Below are 19,449 nucleotides of genomic sequence, written 5' to 3'. Positions count from 1 at the left end.
AAATCGCTCATAGAAAACAATGAGCGTAAATCACAAAGTTCAAAAATGTAAACAGTAATTGGCTGTACAAGAGAAGCAAATATGAGTTCGCTTTTATACTCTGTGTCACACGCTGCGAATTATTACCCTGCGTCAGAATTATTTTTACGTCGTCGTCTCCAAATAGTTGAAGAATTATGGGAGAACGTCCTGCGGCAAGAATGTGGTCAGAAAATGGTAGACTTATTGCGGCAGTTGCGAGATTTGTGTTCGCCAGAAGGACAAGCCACAAACGACCAAGCCGCTTCAGCCGTTAAATTGATTGAACAACTAAATATTAATGAAGCGATTCGGGCGGCGCGGGCTTTTGCGCTATACTTCCAGCTAATTAACATCATAGAGCAGGAATACGAGCAGAAGCAGCAATTAACCCGTTATTCAGAAATAGAAACAGAATCTAAGGGCGCAGAAACGGTCTCTGATAGTAGCTACTCTTCCAACGATAAAGAAGATGATGCCTTTGTTAACACAGGTATAGGTTCAGACTTGTTAGCCAAAAATTGGGTTAACAAAATGCACAACAAACAGAAAGGTACATTTGCCACTCTGTTTCCCCATCTATATGATTTGAATGTACCACCCCAACAAATTCAACGGCTAATTTCGCAGTTGGATGTGCGTTTGGTGTTCACAGCCCACCCCACAGAAATTGTGCGTCACACCATCCGCGATAAACAAAGACAAGTAGTCAATCTTCTTCAACAGATAGATGCGGTAGAAAATCGCGCTGGCGCATATCCTTGGGAATCAGGGGAGTTACGGGAAAAGCTACTAGAAGAAATCCGGCTGTGGTGGCGTACCGATGAACTCCATCAGTTCAAACCCACAGTTTTAGACGAAGTAGATTATGCCCTGCACTACTTCCAAGAAGTATTATTTGATGGCATTCCTCAACTGCATAAACGCTTTAAGTATGCTTTGAGTAAAACCTTTGATTGGTTAGAACCACCGCGCAAAAACTTTTGTTCCTTTGGTTCCTGGGTAGGTTCCGATAGAGATGGGAACCCATCAGTCACACCAGAAATTACGTGGAAAACAGCTTGCTATCAGCGCAAAATGGTACTGGAGAGATATATCCAATCAGTGAAAACATTGATTGAGTTATTAAGCATCTCCATGCACTGGAGTGATGTTTTACCTGATTTATTAGAATCGCTGGAATTAGATCAGTCACAGTTAAGTGATATATATGATGCCCTGGCTTTGCGTTATCGCCAAGAACCTTATCGCTTGAAACTGGCTTATGTACTCAGACGGCTGGAAAATACCCGCGATCGCAATTTAGCATTATATAAACGCGAAACTCCCACCAACGAAGATGCGCCAATGTACCGTTCGGGAGCCGAATTTTTAGCAGAACTGCGGTTAATTCAGCATAATTTAAGCGAAACTGGTCTGAGTTGTCGAGAACTGGAGAATCTAATTTGTCAAGTGGAAATCTTTGACTTTAACCTGACACAATTAGATATCCGTCAAGAATCAACCCGTCATTCCGATGCGCTGAATGAGATTTTAGAATATCTGCAAGTTTTACCTCAAGCTTACGACGACCTCACAGAAGAACAGCGCGTGGCTTGGTTAACTTCAGAATTGCAAACCCGCCGTCCGTTGATTCCGGCGGAATTGCCATTTTCTGAAAAAACCAACGATGTAATTGAAACCTTTAGAATTTTGCGATCGCTGCAACAAGAGTTTGGTGTCAATATCTGCCAAACTTATATTATTAGTATGTGTCGTCAAGTCAGCGACGTACTCGAAGTTTTACTCTTAGCCAAAGAAGCCAGATTATTTGACCCAGCCATTGCTGTCGGCACAATTCAAGTTGTACCGTTATTTGAAACCGTAGAAGACTTACAGCGTTCTCGCAGCATCATGCGTCAGCTGTTTGAACTTCCCTTATATCGGGCTTTATTAGCTGGTGGCTACGAAAATATTCAGCAAAGACTAGCTACCCCTGAATCAAATCAACATTCAGTCCTCACCCCCGACTTGCAAGAAGTCATGTTGGGTTATTCCGACAGCAACAAAGATTCCGGCTTTTTAAGCAGCAACTGGGAAATTCATAAAGCCCAAAAATCGTTACAGAAAATTGCCGAAGAATATGGTGTGGACTTGCGGATTTTCCACGGTCGCGGCGGTTCTGTGGGGCGGGGTGGCGGCCCTGCTTACGAGGCGATTTTAGCCCAACCAGGCCACAGTATTAACGGGCGAATTAAAATTACCGAACAAGGCGAAGTTTTAGCCTCGAAATATTCCTTGGTGGATTTAGCTTTATACAACTTAGAAACCGTCACCACCGCTGTTATTCAAGCTAGTTTGCTGCGAACAGGGTTTGATGATATCGAACCCTGGAATGAAATTATGGAAGAACTAGCAGCGCGATCGCGGCAACACTATCGTGCTTTAATCTACGAACAACCAGATTTCATCGACTTTTTCAACCAAGTCACTCCCATTGAAGAAATTAGCCAACTGCAAATTAGTTCTCGTCCCGCGCGACGACCTTCTGGTAAGAAAGATTTAAGCAGTCTACGGGCTATTCCTTGGGTATTTAGCTGGACACAAACGAGAGTTTTGCTACCTTCCTGGTATGGAGTCGGGACAGCATTGCAAGAATTCTTAAATGAAGAACCAGAGGAACACCTCAAATTACTGCGCTACTTTTATATGAAGTGGCCGTTCTTCAAAATGGTGATTTCCAAAGCCGAAATGACCTTGGCGAAAGTCGATATGCAAATGGCGCGACACTACGTCCAGGAACTATCCAACCCAGAAGACAAAGAACGATTTGATAAAGTGTTCGAGCAAATCGCCAGCGAGTATTATCTCACAAGAGATTTTGTCCTGAAAATTACTGGACACAATCGACTTTTGGATGGTGATCCTGTATTGCAGCGTTCAGTACAATTACGTAACGGGACAATTGTCCCCCTGGGGTTCATTCAAGTTTCACTACTCAAGCGCCTGCGCCAAGCCAAAAATACTACAGCTACCTCTGGTGTCATTCACTCCCGTTACAGCAAAGGTGAATTACTCCGAGGCGCACTGTTAACCATCAATGGTATCGCTGCGGGAATGCGAAATACAGGTTGATCTGCTTCGCAGAGTCCTTTGTCAATGGTCATTCGTCCTTATGGTTCTAGTGACCAATGACAAGGGGGACAAGGTAGAAGGTTTCAGCTGCGCGATCGCAAATTACTCAAATTTTTCCACGAATTGGTACTTGTATCAAAACAACGCCAAGAACCATCCTTACTTTCTTGATAACAAAACAAAGTGCGATCGCCACTATACAAATTATCGGTTAAATAATATACTAGCCCCCGAAAAGGATAAGTTTTGCGACTTAAACGTTTAGCTACAGCTTGATTTGGACATTCCACAATAAATACTGGTTTTCTGTTCAAGTGAGCTAACGAGAATATACACATACGTAAAATCGCTCTTAGCCAACTTTCAGAATTATCGAAATAATCATCAATAATCCTATTGGTTAGTGCTTTTTCCAGGGTGCGATCGTTGTTTTGAGAAATGTGCGCCTCAGACATAGCCTCACCTATTGCCATACCGATGGTTCGAGGTTAATCCAAAATTTCCCAAAATGCCAAGTCTTGATTCACACTCCACCAGTACCGCGCCCCTTTGCGTTCAAATCACGATCCCAACACTGGTAAAATCTACCCAGAACGAAGAAAGAGCAAATAGCCATGACTGCTGAAACTAATCAAGTAAATTCCTCAACCACAGGTGCAGATGCCATTGATGAAGCGATCGCCAAAGGGATAGATTTTGATGGGACTCCCATTCCTACCGCCAAGCTAGACCTTTATCACCAAGTCATGGGGCTAGAAGCAAATAGACAGCGTAGTGGTGTTTCTAATACCATGCGATCGCGCATTGTCAGAATTGGTGCTAAACATATTCCCCAACCAGAACTCGATCAAAAGCTAACAGAAGCAGGTTTTGCACCTCTCAAAGAAAAAGAAATTGCCTTTTTCTACGGCGGTAAATAGTTAGTTACCTTGAGTGGGTTAACAACAGCGTAACCCACCATAACCAGACACTCACTGTTCCACAGTTCTCACAGTCAAAACCTGCGGTGGTGTAGAATCTGGCGGATAAATCACATCTACCTGCACTTGACGTTGGCTTGCAGGAGTTAGAACAAACTGCACCAATGGTGCCAAAACCTGACCAGTTCTGTGCCATAAATGCACATAGCGTGTATTTTGTTTTCCCTGGTCATCAACATAACGCAGCCGCACAGTACCCCGGAAAAACGGAAAATCGAGAGAGGGTTGGCGGAAACGAACACCGCCTTGAGACAGCTTGTCTTCTTTCAAAGGTGTTTCCAGTGTGACTGTAACTTTTTGCGGTTGGTTTGTATTATTCTTTAAAGGCAAACTCAGATTATATTCCACCCCATAATTACCGTGCGCTTCGTAGGCGGTATCAGGGTAACGCACCAACATTTGCGCCGTTTGGATTTGTTCAGTACCCAATCGACCACCACGCAGAGTAACTAAAGGATAGGAAATCCCTTTACCACGCTCAGGAATAGTTAAATACTGGGCTTTGGGATTATCTACCAAATTAGCTTGCCATTGGGAACCTTGAGAAACACCAGCCACACGTCCATAAATTAATGAACCACCTTTAGCATCGGGTGGAGTTGGAGTTTTATCTCTTGGGCCAGCAAAACCACCATTATTTAATAAAGCTTGCCATTCTTTTAGAGTAGGCGCACGGTCGGAACCATCAGCATTTTTTTTCGCAAACATTGCTAAACTCGCTGCGTACACTTTGTTACTACTCCGCAGACGCATAAAACTAGAGCGACCATTCACAGGCTTGGCTAAATTCTTGACAGGAATGGGATGATTCAGCAACATCCGGCTTCCGCCGGGAGGAATGACTATCTTAGCCGGGAAATCTGCTTGACGGACACCGCGTAAAACATCACTAACAGCCCTCGCCCCAGGCCCAGAATAAACTTTACCATCATTATTTTCTTGGTAAGGCGGCAAGGTGACAAACGGTGCATCTTGCATTAAATAACTCGCCGCTTGCAAAACATCAACCGTCACAGATTTTTTACTAGGGTTATGTAGCAATACCCCGATGTATAACGTTTGTAAATCTTTAGGAGTGTGGGTGTAATGATGGGCAAATAAATCAAAGCGTCCTTGAAATGGAAAATTGAGGTGGGCGGCGGGAACTTTTTTACCATTACCCGGAAAGGTAGAAAGTAAAATTCCCTCATTTTTAATCCATTCTGGGCTGTTGCTGTTAAAAACAGGAATTTTATCTAACTGGCCAGGTAAGGCGCGGACTTCTCCTGGTTGTACAATGTCTTGAGGTGCTGGTTTGGGCGAAGTTTGGGCAACAACTGCTGAACCATTCTGAAAACTTTTGCAGCCAAGTGTTTGAGTAATAGCAATTCCCAATAAGAAAATAAATAAAGGCGATGCTAGTTTATTAGTCATAAAGAATTAGCTCCAGAAAAGTGTGGTGTTAAAAACCAACTCGAATAACTACAGCATAAGTTCAACAAATTAACAAAATTAGAACAAGAATTATCTATATCACAGCAAATTGAGGTTACATAGAAGCAAGATACAATAAGGGAGATTACTGAGATAAGCGGCTTTTAGCCGCTTGATCGCCAAAAAAGAAGTTGGGCAAGTAGGGTATGGCTGATAAGACGATTGATTTGACAAATTGCGATCGCGAGCCGATTCATATTCCGGGATTAATTCAGCCTCACGGGGTCTTGCTAGTGTTGCAAGATTCTCATCTCGAAATCATGCAAGTAAGTAATAATACTCGAAAAATAATTGGTTATCAACCAGAGGAACTGTTAGGCAAACAGCTATCATACTTACTGGATGCCAAGCAAATTCAGAAAATTCAGCAATGCCTCACAGAAGATTTCGAGAGTATTAATCCCCTCGACTTGTCACTCAAGCATTCAAATAAATCTATGTATTTTGATGGCATTGTCCATCGTTTAGATTCAGTCATTATTTTGGAACTAGAACCAAAAAAGGCGAAACAAAAAACCGATTTTGTTGACTTTTATCACCAGGTGAAGGGAACTATTACCCGGATTCAAAAAGCACCCACATTGCTAGAGATGTGCCAGATTGTGGTGAAAGAAGTTCGGCACATTACTGGCTTTGAGCGCGTCATGGTCTATCGGTTTGATCAAGAAGGTGCAGGCTGCGTCATTGCTGAAGATACTGACCAGGAAATACCTTATCTAGATTTACACTACCCACCTTCCGATATTCCCAAGCAAGCCCGACATCTTTACATCCTCAATTGGTTGCGGCTGATTCCAGATGTCAACTATCAGCCTGTTGCCTTAATTCCGCCAAATCACCCCCTCACTAATCAACCCCTCGATTTGAGTTTGTCGGTGTTGCGGAGTGTCTCGCCAATTCACTTGGAGTATATGCGAAATATGGGCGTGACGGCTTCCATGTCCATTTCTCTGATGCAAAATCAACAGTTGTGGGGATTAATTGCCTGTCATCATTCGTCACCTAAATATATTCCCTACAACATTCGTACCACTTGTGAATTTATTGGACAGGTGATGTCTGTAGAACTGGCGAATAAAGAAGCCAGTGAAGACATCGACTACAAAATGCAGTTGAAGTCATTACAAACTCAATTTGTCGAGGCTTTATCTCAAACCAAGTATTTCCTCGATGGAATGGTGCAGTTGAAATCTCAATTACTCAATCTGGTAAAAGCTACTGGAGTGGTGATTTACAGCAGTAACCAGTGTATTCAAATAGGGGAAACACCCTCAGAAGCAGAAGTACATGCTTTACTCAACTGGATTAAACCACAACTGGATCAAGGTGTATTTGAAACACCATCGCTCTCTAAAAACTATCCAGATGGTGCGTCGTTTTCAGCGATCGCCAGTGGAGTGTTAGCCCTAGAAATTTCTAGGGTACATCACAATTACATTATCTGGTTTCGACCAGAAGTCATTCAAACTGTGAATTGGGGCGGCAACCCTCACAAGCCTGTGGAAGTTTTGTCCGATGGCAGTTTCCGGATGTCGCCGCGTAAATCCTTTGAGTTGTGGCAAGAAACAGTGCGGGGTTATGCCTTACCTTGGAAACTCTGCGAAATTACAGCAGTTACAGAATTACGGAGTTTAATTGTCGGTATTGTGTTACGCCAAGCCGACGAATTGGCCTCAATGAATTTTGAATTACAACGCAGCAATGAGGAACTCGATTCCTTTGCTTATATTGCTTCCCACGATTTGAAGGAACCACTGCGCGGCATTCACAACTACGCTAACTTTTTGATGGAAGATTATGCAGAAATACTCAATCAAGATGGAATAGCCAAACTGCAAACTTTGGTGCGGTTGACGCAACGGATGGAAGACCTGATCAATTCACTGTTGCATTTCTCTCGCTTGGGACGCGCTGAAATCATGCGGCAAACAGTGAACTTGCAGGATTTATTACAACAGGTAATCAATACCTTCAGCATTACACGACCGCAAAGTGAAATTGAATTTCGGATTCCGCAAACTCTGCCCAAGATTGAGTGCGATCGCGCTCAGGTGAATGAACTTTTCACCAACCTCATCAGCAACGCTATTAAGTACAACGATAAAGCCCAAAAGTGGGTGGAAATTGGCTACATTCAACAGGAGCCTCCCAACACTCTGCTAACAGCACTACCAATTTTCTACGTCCGTGATAACGGCATTGGTATCCTGGAAAAGCATCTCGATAAAATCTTTCAAATCTTCCGCCGCTTACATGGACGGGACGAGTTTGGCGGTGGAACTGGTGCCGGATTAACTATTGCTCGCAAAATTGTAGAACGGCACGGGGGGAGAATTTGGGTAGAATCTACACCTACTCAAGGTAGTACATTTTACTTCACCTTAGCACCGGAGGCAATCGCTTGAATCTTACTTCCACTTCACCTATCCCCAAAATACCCCTGCTGTTAATTGTGGAAGACAGTAATGAAGACTTTGAGGCACTACACAGATTGTTACAGCGATCGCCCATGAAAATTTCCATTCAGCGGTGTGTAAATGGCGAACAAGCTTTAGCGTTTCTTTACCGCACTGGGAACTATCGCGATCGCGAAATTTCCTTAATGCCAGGGTTGATTGTTCTGGATTTAAACCTACCTGGAACTGATGGTAGAGAGGTATTGCGCCAGATCAAACAAGATGATCATCTCAAAACCGTTCCAGTTGTCGTGTTCACCACCTCCAATAACCCCAAAGATATCGAAGATTGTTACCGATACGGAGTTAACAGCTACATCGTCAAGCCGATAAATTTTGAGCAATTAAAACGAGATATACAAACGCTGATCCGCTACTGGTTTGAGGTGACTAAGCTTCCTGAACATCTGGAGTATTAATCCTGGTTCTGTAAAAGTGCTGATACTGATTTTCTGTTAACCTGCATATTATTTTTATTCCATCTCACCCTCTGAGCAAGTTAACCAAAAATATTGAGCCTGCACTAGTTTATAACCGCTATTAAGAACACTTCAACTATTGATAATTCTCAGCTATATTAAATTCAGTTTCGTATTCTGATTCAAGAATTGCTTAAATGGAAATACTTATTGAATCAACTAAAGAATTTGAACAAGATTTAGAAAAATTTAACAATAGGGAAAAATTTAAAATTATTAAGAAATTGAATCGTTATGTAGATTTAATTTCCAAAAATAGAAAATTACTAGAAAATCAGGCCTTTAAATTAAAAAATATTAAATTTAACACTGAGTATGATTCTTCTCTTTATGCGTTGATAATTGATAAAGATTTAAGAATTATCCTCACAATTGATGATGATCCGATTTTTGATGCTACGGTGATCACTTTATTTAGAGTTGTTAGTACTGAAAATGCTTCACAAGCATATAGTTCAGTAGCTGACTATCTCTACCAAGATTTTAGTATGAAAAGTCAAGAGATTGAGGTTCACTCTAGCTGATGCCACAGATTAAACCACTTCTAGATGAACATGGTGTGATTTATGAAGCTATGAAGATTTTACCTCATGAATTAAAAATTGATTTTTTAGAATCTTTAGCAGAATTAGAAGATAATGAATGCCACAGAACTAGAAATTTCCCCAAAACCAGACTGCGAAAAGTTAAAGGCATTAAACAAGCAATATATCGCGCCGATATTGATAAATTATCTGGCTGGCGCATTCATCTGCAATATATTGATGGGAAGATTCATTTAAATGATATTATCGAAGGGCAACGTCATGATGATGTGATTGAAGTTATTAAATCTAAAAAGCATAGATATGAGTAGATACAGCAAACTTCAAGTGATCATTTTTTCCGCTTGAACAGCAGTTTGCCTGTATGATTCCTGAATTATTACAGATTTTTGACTGTGAAACAGCTACTTTTTTCTGCGATTTTAAAAGTTTGTATTTGATTGACTTTTTTGGTTAACTCAGATCTTGCACCTAGCTGGGTAAACACGTAAAAAATGAATAAACAGCGCAAAAGATTACAGTAACGGAAGAAGTATGAGGAAAATAAGTTTGTAGCTAAATAGACTGCTTAACTTGGCATTCCTAAGTATTCAACCGCAGGAATGACAAAATGCGGAGATGATGCTTTGAGCGTCATGAGCAAGGAAATGACTAATATGAAATCGTCAGGCTTGCTTTTAAAGCTGAAAACATGAGAAAAAAGGCGTGAAATGTAGATCGATAAAAAGCACTAAGAAGATGCTTTCCCACGCCCAAAATCTAGTTTACACCCTTAAAGAACTGATGCCGACGCAGTATCAGAAAGATAATTTAGAAGCCATGCTGACTTTATTTTTAGAGGCACAAGGACACCCGTTACCAGAACACAGTCAGACAAAATCTTCAAGCGCAATCAGCAGATTCTTAAACATAAACCCTTGGTCAACAAGGAAGATGATTAGGGTAATTCGTAACCACGCATTAGAAGCAATTTTAAAGATATTATCGTCATCTAATCCAGGACGAAAACCATTTTTACAAGTCATTATTGATTTAACAACTTTAGAGAAGCGGGGCAAGTTCTCAGAATTTGGTGACTTAATTAGAGTTTACAACGGCAAGCGCGGTCTACATATAGTTGTCGTTTATTTAGTTATAGGAAGATGGCGTATTCCTTGGAATTTTCGTGTTTGGAGGGGTAAGGGAACTCCATCCCCTTCCCAGCTTGGACTAAAATTAGTCAAACGTTTACCTCAATCTTTAACTCAACATTTCCAAACTATTATTTTAGCTGATACAGCTTTTGGTAGTGTCGAATTTCTTGAAGGTGTACGCCAAGTTAAATATCATGCTGTTACAGGTGTATCTATCAGTCGTAAGTTAGCCGATGGTAGACTTTTAAGACGTTTACATCAGCAAGGTCAACAGGTTTATCTGTTTGGTTTAAGCTTTCCTGTTACTGTTTCTTGGTATTACTTAAAGCGTGATAATGGCAAGTTAGAAAAGCGTTTTGTTTTGTCTACTCGACCTATCAAAGCTTCTACTCTCAAGTGGTGGGGTAAACGTCGGTGGCAGATTGAAGGTTGGTTTAAAACTGCCAAACACCGCTTTGGTTTGCATCGTTTTGGACAAGGGACTCTGCTGGGTATGTATCGCTGGCTTATCCTTTCGCTGACTGCTTACCTCATCGCCCATTGGACTTATCTCCATATAAAGTCTGCATCACCGCCTGATTGGGGTCAAGCGGCACAAACAGCAAGAGAATCTATTTTTCCTCACATAGTTGTGTATCTTCTTTTACTTAATATTGAACGCCTTGCTCACCTTACACTTAGTCAAGGATTTAACATTCACATTTCAAGGTGCAAGAAGTGAGTTAATTACTTTGTCCTATTGTCACATAATCAATAGCGAGATTGATGATATTTTATTTTTGAACAAACTTCTTTATCCTCATTGCAATACAAGCTATGACACTCAATTTATATTTACTGCGACATGGAGAAACTACTTTTAGTCAAAGTGGTAATTTCTGCGGTGAAACTGATGCAGAGTTGACAAAAGAAGGAATGGAGATGGCATCGAGTTTTGCCGAGATTTATCAAAAATTGCAGTGGGAAGCTGTTTATGTTAGCCCAATGAAGCGGACAATTGCAACTGCCAAACCATTTTGTGATGCGATCGGTATGGAGATGCAGTTGCGTGATGGACTTAGAGAAGGTAGTTATGGTGAATGGGAAACTAAGAGTAAATCCTTGATTGAACAGAATTACGCCCAAAACTATATAAAATGGTTGACAGAACCTGCTTGGAATGCGCCCAAAGGTGGAGAAACTGCGGTAGAAATTGCTAACCGTTCTATGCCTGTAATTGCTGAAATTCAAGAAAAACATCCCCAAGGTAATGTTTTAGTAGTTTCCCATAAAGCCACAATTCGGATTATGCTTTGCAGTTTACTGGGAATTGATTTGGGACGCTATCGCTATCGAGTGAATATTTTGGTCGCGTCGGTAAGTATGGTGAAATTTGATGTTAATGGCCCTTTGTTAGAAATCTTAGGCGATCGCCATCATATACCCGATCATATTCGCTCTCGTCCGGGAACATAAGCAGCTGCGGGAATAGCTCAAAAGATAAGTAGGTAGCCATGATTAAATATAATATGTCATTGTACGAGTTCGCATTAGCGTCTCGCAGAGAAGCGAAGCAATTTCAATGACAGAACATATTATATTTATTTACGTCTATCTACTTACTATCTCGAAAAAATATAGACTTTATAAATAATTAAAAAATTCCTCTGGCACTAACTTAAGTTCACCAGATTTAAACCGAGAAATCTCAACCCACAACGCCCGATGATGATGAGTTCCTGATTCCGAAAACATTAAACTTTCTAGTTGATAAAACTTAGAATCAACAAAATCGCATTGATAAAGTTGAATGATTTCATGCCCTTGCCGATTATTATAGATAAATAAGTTTTCAATACAACCCAAATAGCGAATATTAGTTAACTCAGCTTGAATTTCTTCTCGAAATTCTCGCTGTAAAGCTGCATAACTAGTTTCCCCAAAATCAACGCCACCACCCAAGGCGCGATAAAAATGAGACTGCTTTGCAGGGTCATAACCTTCAGAAACAAAAATTCGCTCACCATCCCGAATTAGTCCTAAAGCTATGACCCGAATTTCCCCTGATTTACTCATTCTTGTCACTAATTATCGTATATGGAGTAAGAACGGCTTTCGCTATCTTCTACAGGCCACTCTTCATTTTCGCCGCCAATATACAATTGTTCAATAGTGACATATTCTTCACTCAGCTGGGTGAGAGCGTTGATTAAAATATCTAAAGCGATCGCATCACTAGTTCCCAAGTCAAACCAACAACGCGCCCATTGTCCTTCGTACTCAATCTCACCCATGTTGTGCATCAATGCCAACAAGCTTTTATCATAACCTTGGGCATCATAATCCATATAGCTGATTTCCAGCCCTGTTTCTTGAACTTGCAAATTTTCAGCGTTAAATGCACCTAATTTACCTAAGTAAAACCAGGAATTAAAAACTTCTTCTATGTACTCTTTTTCTCGTTGAGAAGGTACGGTGCTAAAACCTAACCAAATCCAAACATCAAACGGATTAAATTCACGAAACTGAATGTGCATTCAACTATCTCAATTACTGTCGCTCCAAATAAGCATATCAAAGAGATGGCTAATCAAGAATGAAGCCTCAAGGCTGAGAACTGAAGCCTAAAATTTCCGACTTCAGACTTCAGACTTTTTTTGATTATCTACCAGAATTATTGAGTTGGTTGACTGCACTATTGCGTTCTCGCTCAATTTGTTTGACTAAACTAGCGGGTAATTGGGATTTTTTAGTCAAAGCTTTGTCAAAATTAGCGATCGCATCTCGCAGCAACTCTTGACTTTTTTCCCGTCTTCCCTTTTCTTTGAGGATTTGGGCTTTGAGATAATACAACTCCGGGTTATCTGGTGCGCCGGCGATCGCCTGATTAGCATAATCTAAAGCTTGAGTGTACTGTTTCAAATCTCGGTAGCCAATGGCAATTCCCCGATCTGCCAAATATCTGGGTGCAGCACTTGTCTCTAGCCGCCCAATCGCCTCATCAGGATTGGCAAAAGGCAAATTCACAGATAGCATTAAATCCATGTAGCCTTTGAGCAAATTCAATTCTGGGTCTTTGGGCGAAATTGCTTCAGCCTTATCTAAATACTGGTAAACTTGCCGCAACCGACCTAAAGCTTGGGTAGCACCTTTCGCCCCACCCTCCCGCGTCACAATTACCGCACCTTCAAAAAAATGCCCAACGGCAGTATACAAATTACCACGCAAAGGATCACTGGCAACTAATTTCTGCCCAGCATCGAGAATCTGCTGGCTGTATGTATTTAAACCTGTGACATCTCCCTTGGTATATGCTAACGATGCTTGCATTGCATAAGCTAAAGGTTCATTTGGTTCTTTTGCTAAGGCTTCCTTGAGGTGACGTTCAGCTGCGGGATAATTACCTTGTTGGAAAATAGCTTTAAAAGCTGCTTCTGTATGATCGCCAATTTGATGTGGTTCGTTGCGGCCAAAGGGGTCGCCAGCTAAAGATGGAGTTACCCAGAGGCTAAAAGCGATCGCAGTTGTTAAACTTGTCTGAGCAAATCTACTTAATTTAGTAAATACTATTTTTGTAGTGGGAAATAATTGAGTCATTAGAACCCTCAGTCAGAGTAATTGCGGTGGAAATAGCTTTATATATTACCTAGAATGCCAAAAAATTTTCATCTTAATTGAGTTCTATTTTCAGTCAACACATTCTCAACAGGTTGACTTGGCTAATTTTTGCAAGTTCCCATAATTCTTCCCGTCCTGAATTCAAGGTTCTTCTGCCAAAATGGAGAGATAGTTTGGCTGTGAGATCATGCTTGAAGCAAGTAACATGGCATAAATCAGTTCGGAATTTTCCGATTGTGCTTGGTGTAGTTAACCTTAGTTAGTGAGTCATTCGCCAATTTTTGGTAATTTTAACAAATGCTCTATCTCAGAAATTTAATTTATCATCCCACAGCTTGTCCAACCGCAATTCTTAAGTCAATTAACCTAGAATTACCGCCTCAGCAGTTAGGTTTAATTATCGGCCCTAGTGGTTCTGGCAAAAGTACCTTACTCGAAATTTTGTCTGGACTAGCCGAACCCACTTCCGGCGGAGTATTTTGGCGAGAACAAGAACTCATTGCCGAACAGCTACAACAACTAGCTGGAATCGTGTTTCAGTTTCCTGAACGGCACTTTTGCGGTGGGACAATTTTAGAAGAATTGCGCCTAGGACATCCTGAGTTAGGGTCAGAACGAGTCAAACAAGCCCTCAGCGAAGTGGGATTAGAGCATTTATCCTTGTCTGCTGCGCCTTATGCTTTAAGTGGAGGACAGCAACGGCGTTTAGCTTTAGCAGTGCAATTGATTCGTCAGCCGAATGTATTGTTATTAGATGAACCTACTGCCGGGTTAGATTGGTCAATGCGCCAGCAACTAGTCAACTTATTGGCGAAACTCAAACAAGACTGGACATTGTTAGTAGTAACACATGATGCTGGAGATATGTTAGCGATCGCCGACCGTTGTTGGACACTCAATCATGGTGAACTGCAATCAGTTGATCCAGCAACACTTAGTAGTAAAGTGAAAGAACCCCAACCAGCGGTGTGACTTCAAAAGCATGAAGTATAAAGTATGAAATTTCATCTTTGAGTCTTCTGCCTTTTGACCATCGACCATTGACCATTGACCAATGACTAATTCCACAACACCCTTGCTGCCAGAAATGGCAGAAATTTGGCAGCAAACCCTTAATTGGCAACCAACTACACAGCAACAGACAAAATTCCAGCAACTTTATGAGTTAATTCTGTCAGGTAACAGCCAATTAAACTTAACGCGCATTACCGAACCTCAAGAATTTTGGGAAAAACATCTCTGGGATTCCTTGCGGGGAATTGTACTAAACAACCAATTTATTGCATCTCTTCAAACAGGTGCATCAGTCATTGATATTGGTACAGGTGCAGGTTTTCCTGGTATTCCGGTAGGAATGATTGCACCCAACAGCACAATTACTCTGCTAGATTCCACCCGCAAAAAAATTGCTTTTATCGACAAAGTATTAACTACATTAGAACTCAGCAATTGTAAAACTCTCGTTGGCAGAGTAGAAGAAATTGGTCAACAAACCCAACACCGCCAAACCTATGATCTTGCCTTAATTCGCGCCGTCGGTACAGCTTCAGAATGTGCAGAGTACAGCCTACCACTAATTAAAAAAGGTGGTTTAGCAGTAATTTATCGAGGTACTTGGACTGAAGAAGAAACTACAGCTTTGCAAAATGCTGTTAAACAATTAGGTGGTGAAATTGTCTCAATAGAACAATTCACTACTCCCCTAACTAATAGCATCCGTCACTGCTTATATCTGCGAAAAGTAGCAAGCACACCGCTTCAATTTCCCCGTGCAGTTGGCATACCTCATCAAAAGCCATTATGACAGGGAAAAACGCCTCGTTCCGGTCGCAACGAAATTATCGGCGTTGTGTAAGTCCTACTAAACACTCAATACTTCTAAAATATGTATTTTTTCTTTATTCAATAACTTAGGCTTCTAATTGCTAAATAGGGAACAAAAAAACATGGTTTAACCTGTTAAAAACCTACTATATTTACTTTTCATGAAAGTAGGGCAAAGTATGATTGCTTTGAAATATTTTGCATTCTTTGTACTACTATTAGCAGCACTATTATCAGCAATTAGGCAAATGAGTCTTGCTTTGGATGAAGGAAATCTTGAGCGCTTTACTCTTTGGACAAGTGTTGCTTCTTTGATTGCAGGTTTACCAATTATATTGTGGTAAATCTGGTAAATCTTTTATTCCGTAAGTAGGCCGTTGAAAATATTTGTAGTTTGGGCAAAGTAGAAAAGTATAAAGTATTAGGACTTACGCAACACCGATAATGTCATTGCGACCGGAACGAAGTGTAGGGAAGCAATCCCAGCATTAGGGGAGATTACTTCGCTATCGCTCGTAATGACGAAGTTACGTTATTTTTACGTAAGTCCTGAGTATAAAAAATAAAACTTTATACTTCATACTTTCTCTCCATTCACAACATCAATGGTTCCATTTCATGCTGATACCATTGTTGGTCAACGCGTTCAGCGACTAAAGGTCGAACAATAAATTTAAGTGGATAACCATCTTGAACATCAACTCGCACGCAGGAATAAGGTAAGCGTGTTTGAGAACCGTAACCATAGCGACCGACATAAAGTAAGGAGTCTGCAACTTTGCGAATCGGACTACTAGGAAGTTCAGTAAACTTCTCTAACAATTCCGTTCCCTCACTGCGCTGACGGCGAGGACGGCGACCACTACCACCGGAGACAATGCAAGGAATATGGGAATCTGCATATCCTGTATCGGCTATGCGGAGATATTCTAAACAGTGAGCATGACCGTTAAATATTAAATCAACTAAGGGTCGGCCTTGTGTAAGAGAACCAAGATTTTCTTTGACTTGTTCCAAAACCCAACGTAACCGATGACGCACTGCTAAAGTTTGTGCTTGACTCCATTTTGTGGCTTCGGTGACGTATGGAGGGTGGTGAAAAAAGAGTATCCGGCCGCGAACTTCTGAAGTATGCCAAGATTCAATGAGTCTGTCGCGCAACCATTCTAGTTGTTCAAAATCAATTGTAGGCGACTGATGAGATGATAATTGTTTCTCGATGTCAATTTTGACTTCGTTAATTTGGTCTAATTTGGCACTAAGGTCGTCGAGTTGTTCCGCATCGGCTGGGTTATCGGGATTGAGGCGATCGCTTATTGCCAAAATCTGTTCTTCTTCTTTGTCTATTTCCTGGCGGCGTTTTTGCAATTCCTGGCGGTAAATTTCTCCAGCTTGGGTTGTCGGTAAAGGCGATGGCATATTAAATGTATTGGAATCCAATGCGAAAAAATCTATACCACCATACCGAAAACTGTAATAACGATTGGGTACACGGGTAAATTCTCCTGGTATGTAACGCAAACAACGGCCAGTGTCTGTTTTACCTGTGTAATTTTGGTCTAAATGGTGGTGTAATTCTTCAGGAGAAGTCAAGGCGGCTAGATAATCTAGAAAGGCGCGTGAATAAGCATCTCCTTGATTAGAACCATGCCAACCAATTTCAAAATCTTTGTAACGCAACATCCGCCGCAACCTGAGTGTGCTACCTGTTAACCAACGGTAGGCAAATGGGACATCATAATAATCGTGGTTGCCGAGAACTGGTAAAAACGGTAAGTTAAAGGTCATGCGATCGTAAGCAATATTCTTGGGGTTCTCGCCACCCACTAAAAATTCTCGGTAAGGTTCAATAAAGTTGGCTGGGTAATATTCATGGGAACCTACCACATAAATCACATCACCGGTATGCAGCACAAAACGGCAATCATCTTTATGCGCCAGCATTAATTCAGCTACTTCGCGTTGCGGGTGGTGTCCGTAATGAGATTTTGTACCACTATCTCCAATCACCAAAAACGAAAATTCGGGATTCTCATCTTTGCCATCATCAATTACCATACTGGTTTGATCGATGCCGCGCTGGAGCATAGTGCTATGTCTCCACCGTACCCTCTCCTTCATTTTTTGAATTTTTACAGGAATTGGTGGTTCAGAAATCAATCTCATACTTTAACAATGCTTTCCTAACGCATCCCAATTGTAGCGAGTTGTTTTCGTAATTACTCACTGTTGCTCACCACAGTTAATTGGGTGTATGGCTGATTAACTGAATGAAATTTGTTTCACGCATAGACGTGGTAGCTGCTGCTCACAGGGTAGGCGCGAAGAATCAATCTTTAATTATGGTTAAACATCTGAATCCATCCCGCATTGATGCAACGCCTAATGGGTCTGTTAGTCAGCTTTTAATTTTATTTAAATGAGTATTTACAGAAGAATTCAGGTGCCATAAGCAGCTAAGTCAACGTTAATAAACTGGGTTGTAAACTTAACAAAAAGTTAGGATAAGTATCTTACGTATTTGTTACTAATCTTGAAAATGAAAATATGTACAAGCAAGTTGTCACTAGATTATAGTAGTTTTACGGAAGAACACACTACTAGAAATGGCTAAGTAACATTAACGTCTAACATCTGTAGTTGATTATTGACAAGATAGTTTATTTGTAGGCTTTCACAGCAGGAGACACATAATTAACTAATCCAAGCAATTAGAGATTTTCACAGGTAACACTGAAAATTGTCAACAAGACTAGATAAAATTTTGCATAGATCTGCGAAATGCAACCTATCTATGTTGTATGAACATACAGTAAAGCCCAAGTGAAGGGATTGACTATGAAACCGTTTTTCCTGATAAGATGCGTCTGTGTAACCTTAATGCTTGGCTCTCTCTTACCTGTTAGCGCAGATAAAGTTGTAGCCCTGCCTGCTTACTTAGCTCAAGCTCAGTCAAACTACAACCAATATATGCAGATGGGTTACAGTGCTACCCGTCAGCGGAATTACTCAGCCGCTTTGAACTATTTTAAACAAGCACTTCAGGAAAGGCCAGGCGATCGCTACGCTACCACAGCGGTGAACAATATCCAAATTTATGTATCGCGCGATCGCCGCAATGGTAACAAGCGTCAAACCTACGTTACTTATATTCCCACCAACTTGGGCAAACCCGTGCGGCAAGTACAGGGAGGAACCCGTGCTGGACAACGTTTAAGTGAAAACGGTGCTGTTTGCATTCCCGGTAAAAAACGCTTAATGGCGTTAACACCAACCTTTGATCCAATGCAACGAACTACCGCCGCGAATCCCTCTTTCTTATTTTATGTACCGCAAACATCTGCACCAGTCATGGAATTGGTTTTGTCAGATGATCAAGATAATGTTGTGTATCAACAAACCTTGCCAACACCAACTAAAGCTGGTATTGTCAGCCTGAATTTGCCAGAAAAATCAGATGTGCCAAGTTTAAAAGTTGGTAAAACTTATCACTGGGACTTTTCGATAATTTGCGATCGCAGCGATCGGCAGCTTGATTATGTAGTTTCTGGCTCCATTCAACGCATTGCACCAGATGCTGCACTGATGACGGAATTAAAGAAAGTCAAACCAGAAGAACAAGCGGCAATTTACGCCTTGTCTGGATTTTGGGAAGATTCTTTAGCAATTCTCAGTGAATTGCGTAAATCTAGCCCTAATGATCTGACAATTAAAAATGATTGGGAAGATTTATTACGCTCTGGAGGTTTAGAAGAAATTACTCAAGAACCTCTAGTATCTTGCTGCACAATACAGTAGCCCTCTAGGGGTAAAAATTAACTCATCAAATA

The 19,449-nt window shown here is 41.1% G+C and carries 17 protein-coding genes and 1 pseudogene; 12 read left to right on the top strand and 6 right to left on the bottom strand.

Features of this window, described 5'->3' with window-relative positions; all coding sequences use genetic code 11:
* Window positions 1–81 precede the first annotated feature (81 nt).
* The gene (gene ppc, locus NCWK1_RS24090) at window positions 82–3,132 is read left to right on the top strand and encodes a phosphoenolpyruvate carboxylase (protein ID WP_096577115.1); all 3,051 of its coding nucleotides are present in this window, start codon (window positions 82–84) and stop codon (window positions 3,130–3,132) included.
* A gap of 83 nt (window positions 3,133–3,215) precedes the next feature.
* Here ppc and NCWK1_RS24085 read toward each other — a convergent pair whose 3' ends face one another.
* Window positions 3,216–3,587 carry a hypothetical protein gene (locus tag NCWK1_RS24085; RefSeq protein WP_096584906.1) on the bottom strand — a complete coding sequence of 124 codons (372 nt, stop codon included), beginning with the start codon at window positions 3,585–3,587 and terminating at the stop codon, window positions 3,216–3,218.
* A 159-nt stretch (window positions 3,588–3,746) separates the two neighbouring features.
* Here NCWK1_RS24085 and NCWK1_RS24080 point away from each other — a divergent pair, with 159 nt between their 5' ends.
* Window positions 3,747–4,052, top strand: a complete 306-nt coding sequence (locus NCWK1_RS24080) for a small RNA NsiR4-regulated ssr1528 family protein (protein WP_103126454.1) — start codon at window positions 3,747–3,749, stop codon at window positions 4,050–4,052.
* A 51-nt stretch (window positions 4,053–4,103) separates the two neighbouring features.
* Here the strand turns inward: NCWK1_RS24080 and NCWK1_RS24075 are convergent, their stop codons facing one another.
* Window positions 4,104–5,525: a DUF3370 domain-containing protein gene (locus tag NCWK1_RS24075; RefSeq protein WP_103126453.1), complete on the bottom strand. Its 1,422-nt coding sequence runs from the start codon at window positions 5,523–5,525 to the stop codon at window positions 4,104–4,106.
* 206 nt (window positions 5,526–5,731) lie between these two features.
* Between NCWK1_RS24075 and NCWK1_RS24070 the strand changes: the two genes are divergently transcribed.
* The 6 genes and pseudogenes from NCWK1_RS24070 to NCWK1_RS24045 all read left to right on the top strand — a co-directional run bounded on the left by NCWK1_RS24070 (window position 5,732) and on the right by NCWK1_RS24045 (window position 11,653).
* Complete coding sequence (locus NCWK1_RS24070) at window positions 5,732–7,990, top strand: ATP-binding protein (protein WP_103126452.1); 2,259 nt, start codon at window positions 5,732–5,734, stop codon at window positions 7,988–7,990.
* Window positions 7,987–8,460: a response regulator gene (locus NCWK1_RS24065; RefSeq protein WP_103126451.1), complete on the top strand. Its 474-nt coding sequence runs from the start codon at window positions 7,987–7,989 to the stop codon at window positions 8,458–8,460. Before NCWK1_RS24070 ends, NCWK1_RS24065 begins: the two co-directional genes overlap by 4 nt.
* A gap of 197 nt (window positions 8,461–8,657) precedes the next feature.
* The gene (locus NCWK1_RS24060; RefSeq protein ID WP_103126450.1) at window positions 8,658–9,044 is read left to right on the top strand and encodes a hypothetical protein; all 387 of its coding nucleotides are present in this window, start codon (window positions 8,658–8,660) and stop codon (window positions 9,042–9,044) included.
* Window positions 9,044–9,376, top strand: coding sequence for a hypothetical protein (locus NCWK1_RS24055; RefSeq protein ID WP_103126449.1), 333 nt, complete (start codon window positions 9,044–9,046; stop codon window positions 9,374–9,376). The genes NCWK1_RS24060 and NCWK1_RS24055 overlap by 1 nt, the downstream gene beginning before the upstream one ends.
* A gap of 427 nt (window positions 9,377–9,803) precedes the next feature.
* A pseudogene (locus NCWK1_RS24050) lies at window positions 9,804–10,874 on the top strand (transposase); the annotation flags it as partial.
* Window positions 10,875–11,014: 140 nt separating this feature from the next.
* Complete coding sequence (locus NCWK1_RS24045; protein ID WP_103126448.1) at window positions 11,015–11,653, top strand: histidine phosphatase family protein; 639 nt, start codon at window positions 11,015–11,017, stop codon at window positions 11,651–11,653.
* Between the two features lie 168 nt (window positions 11,654–11,821).
* Here the strand turns inward: NCWK1_RS24045 and NCWK1_RS24040 are convergent, their stop codons facing one another.
* From NCWK1_RS24040 to NCWK1_RS24030, 3 genes are all read right to left on the bottom strand, one after another.
* A complete protein-coding gene (locus NCWK1_RS24040; RefSeq protein WP_103126447.1) occupies window positions 11,822–12,253 on the bottom strand; it encodes an NUDIX hydrolase in 432 nt (143 codons plus the stop codon).
* A gap of 8 nt (window positions 12,254–12,261) precedes the next feature.
* The gene (locus NCWK1_RS24035; RefSeq protein WP_096577086.1) at window positions 12,262–12,714 is read right to left on the bottom strand and encodes a DUF3531 family protein; all 453 of its coding nucleotides are present in this window, start codon (window positions 12,712–12,714) and stop codon (window positions 12,262–12,264) included.
* A gap of 124 nt (window positions 12,715–12,838) precedes the next feature.
* Window positions 12,839–13,774, bottom strand: a complete 936-nt coding sequence (locus tag NCWK1_RS24030; protein WP_103126446.1) for a Sll0314/Alr1548 family TPR repeat-containing protein — start codon at window positions 13,772–13,774, stop codon at window positions 12,839–12,841.
* A gap of 318 nt (window positions 13,775–14,092) precedes the next feature.
* Between NCWK1_RS24030 and NCWK1_RS24025 the strand changes: the two genes are divergently transcribed.
* The 3 genes from NCWK1_RS24025 (at window position 14,093) to NCWK1_RS24015 (ending at window position 15,963) form a co-directional block, all read left to right on the top strand.
* Window positions 14,093–14,767, top strand: coding sequence for an ABC transporter ATP-binding protein (locus NCWK1_RS24025; protein WP_096577082.1), 675 nt, complete (start codon window positions 14,093–14,095; stop codon window positions 14,765–14,767).
* A gap of 82 nt (window positions 14,768–14,849) precedes the next feature.
* A complete protein-coding gene (gene rsmG / locus NCWK1_RS24020) occupies window positions 14,850–15,599 on the top strand; it encodes a 16S rRNA (guanine(527)-N(7))-methyltransferase RsmG (RefSeq protein WP_103126445.1) in 750 nt (249 codons plus the stop codon).
* Between the two features lie 199 nt (window positions 15,600–15,798).
* Window positions 15,799–15,963, top strand: a complete 165-nt coding sequence (locus NCWK1_RS24015; protein ID WP_245894980.1) for a hypothetical protein — start codon at window positions 15,799–15,801, stop codon at window positions 15,961–15,963.
* A gap of 250 nt (window positions 15,964–16,213) precedes the next feature.
* On the opposite strand, the gene NCWK1_RS24010 is transcribed toward NCWK1_RS24015, so the two are convergent.
* The gene (locus NCWK1_RS24010; protein ID WP_103126443.1) at window positions 16,214–17,785 is read right to left on the bottom strand and encodes a metallophosphoesterase; all 1,572 of its coding nucleotides are present in this window, start codon (window positions 17,783–17,785) and stop codon (window positions 16,214–16,216) included.
* Window positions 17,786–18,499: 714 nt separating this feature from the next.
* On the opposite strand from NCWK1_RS24010, the gene NCWK1_RS24005 reads away from it, so the two are divergent.
* Window positions 18,500–19,417 carry a DUF928 domain-containing protein gene (locus tag NCWK1_RS24005; protein ID WP_187308234.1) on the top strand — a complete coding sequence of 306 codons (918 nt, stop codon included), beginning with the start codon at window positions 18,500–18,502 and terminating at the stop codon, window positions 19,415–19,417.
* Window positions 19,418–19,449 lie beyond the last annotated feature (32 nt).

This window comes from Nostoc cycadae WK-1 (genome assembly GCF_002897135.1).
In the GTDB taxonomy this organism is placed as follows: Bacteria; Cyanobacteriota; Cyanobacteriia; order Cyanobacteriales; family Nostocaceae; genus Nostoc_B.
This window is presented reverse-complemented; position numbering and strand designations above follow the sequence as displayed.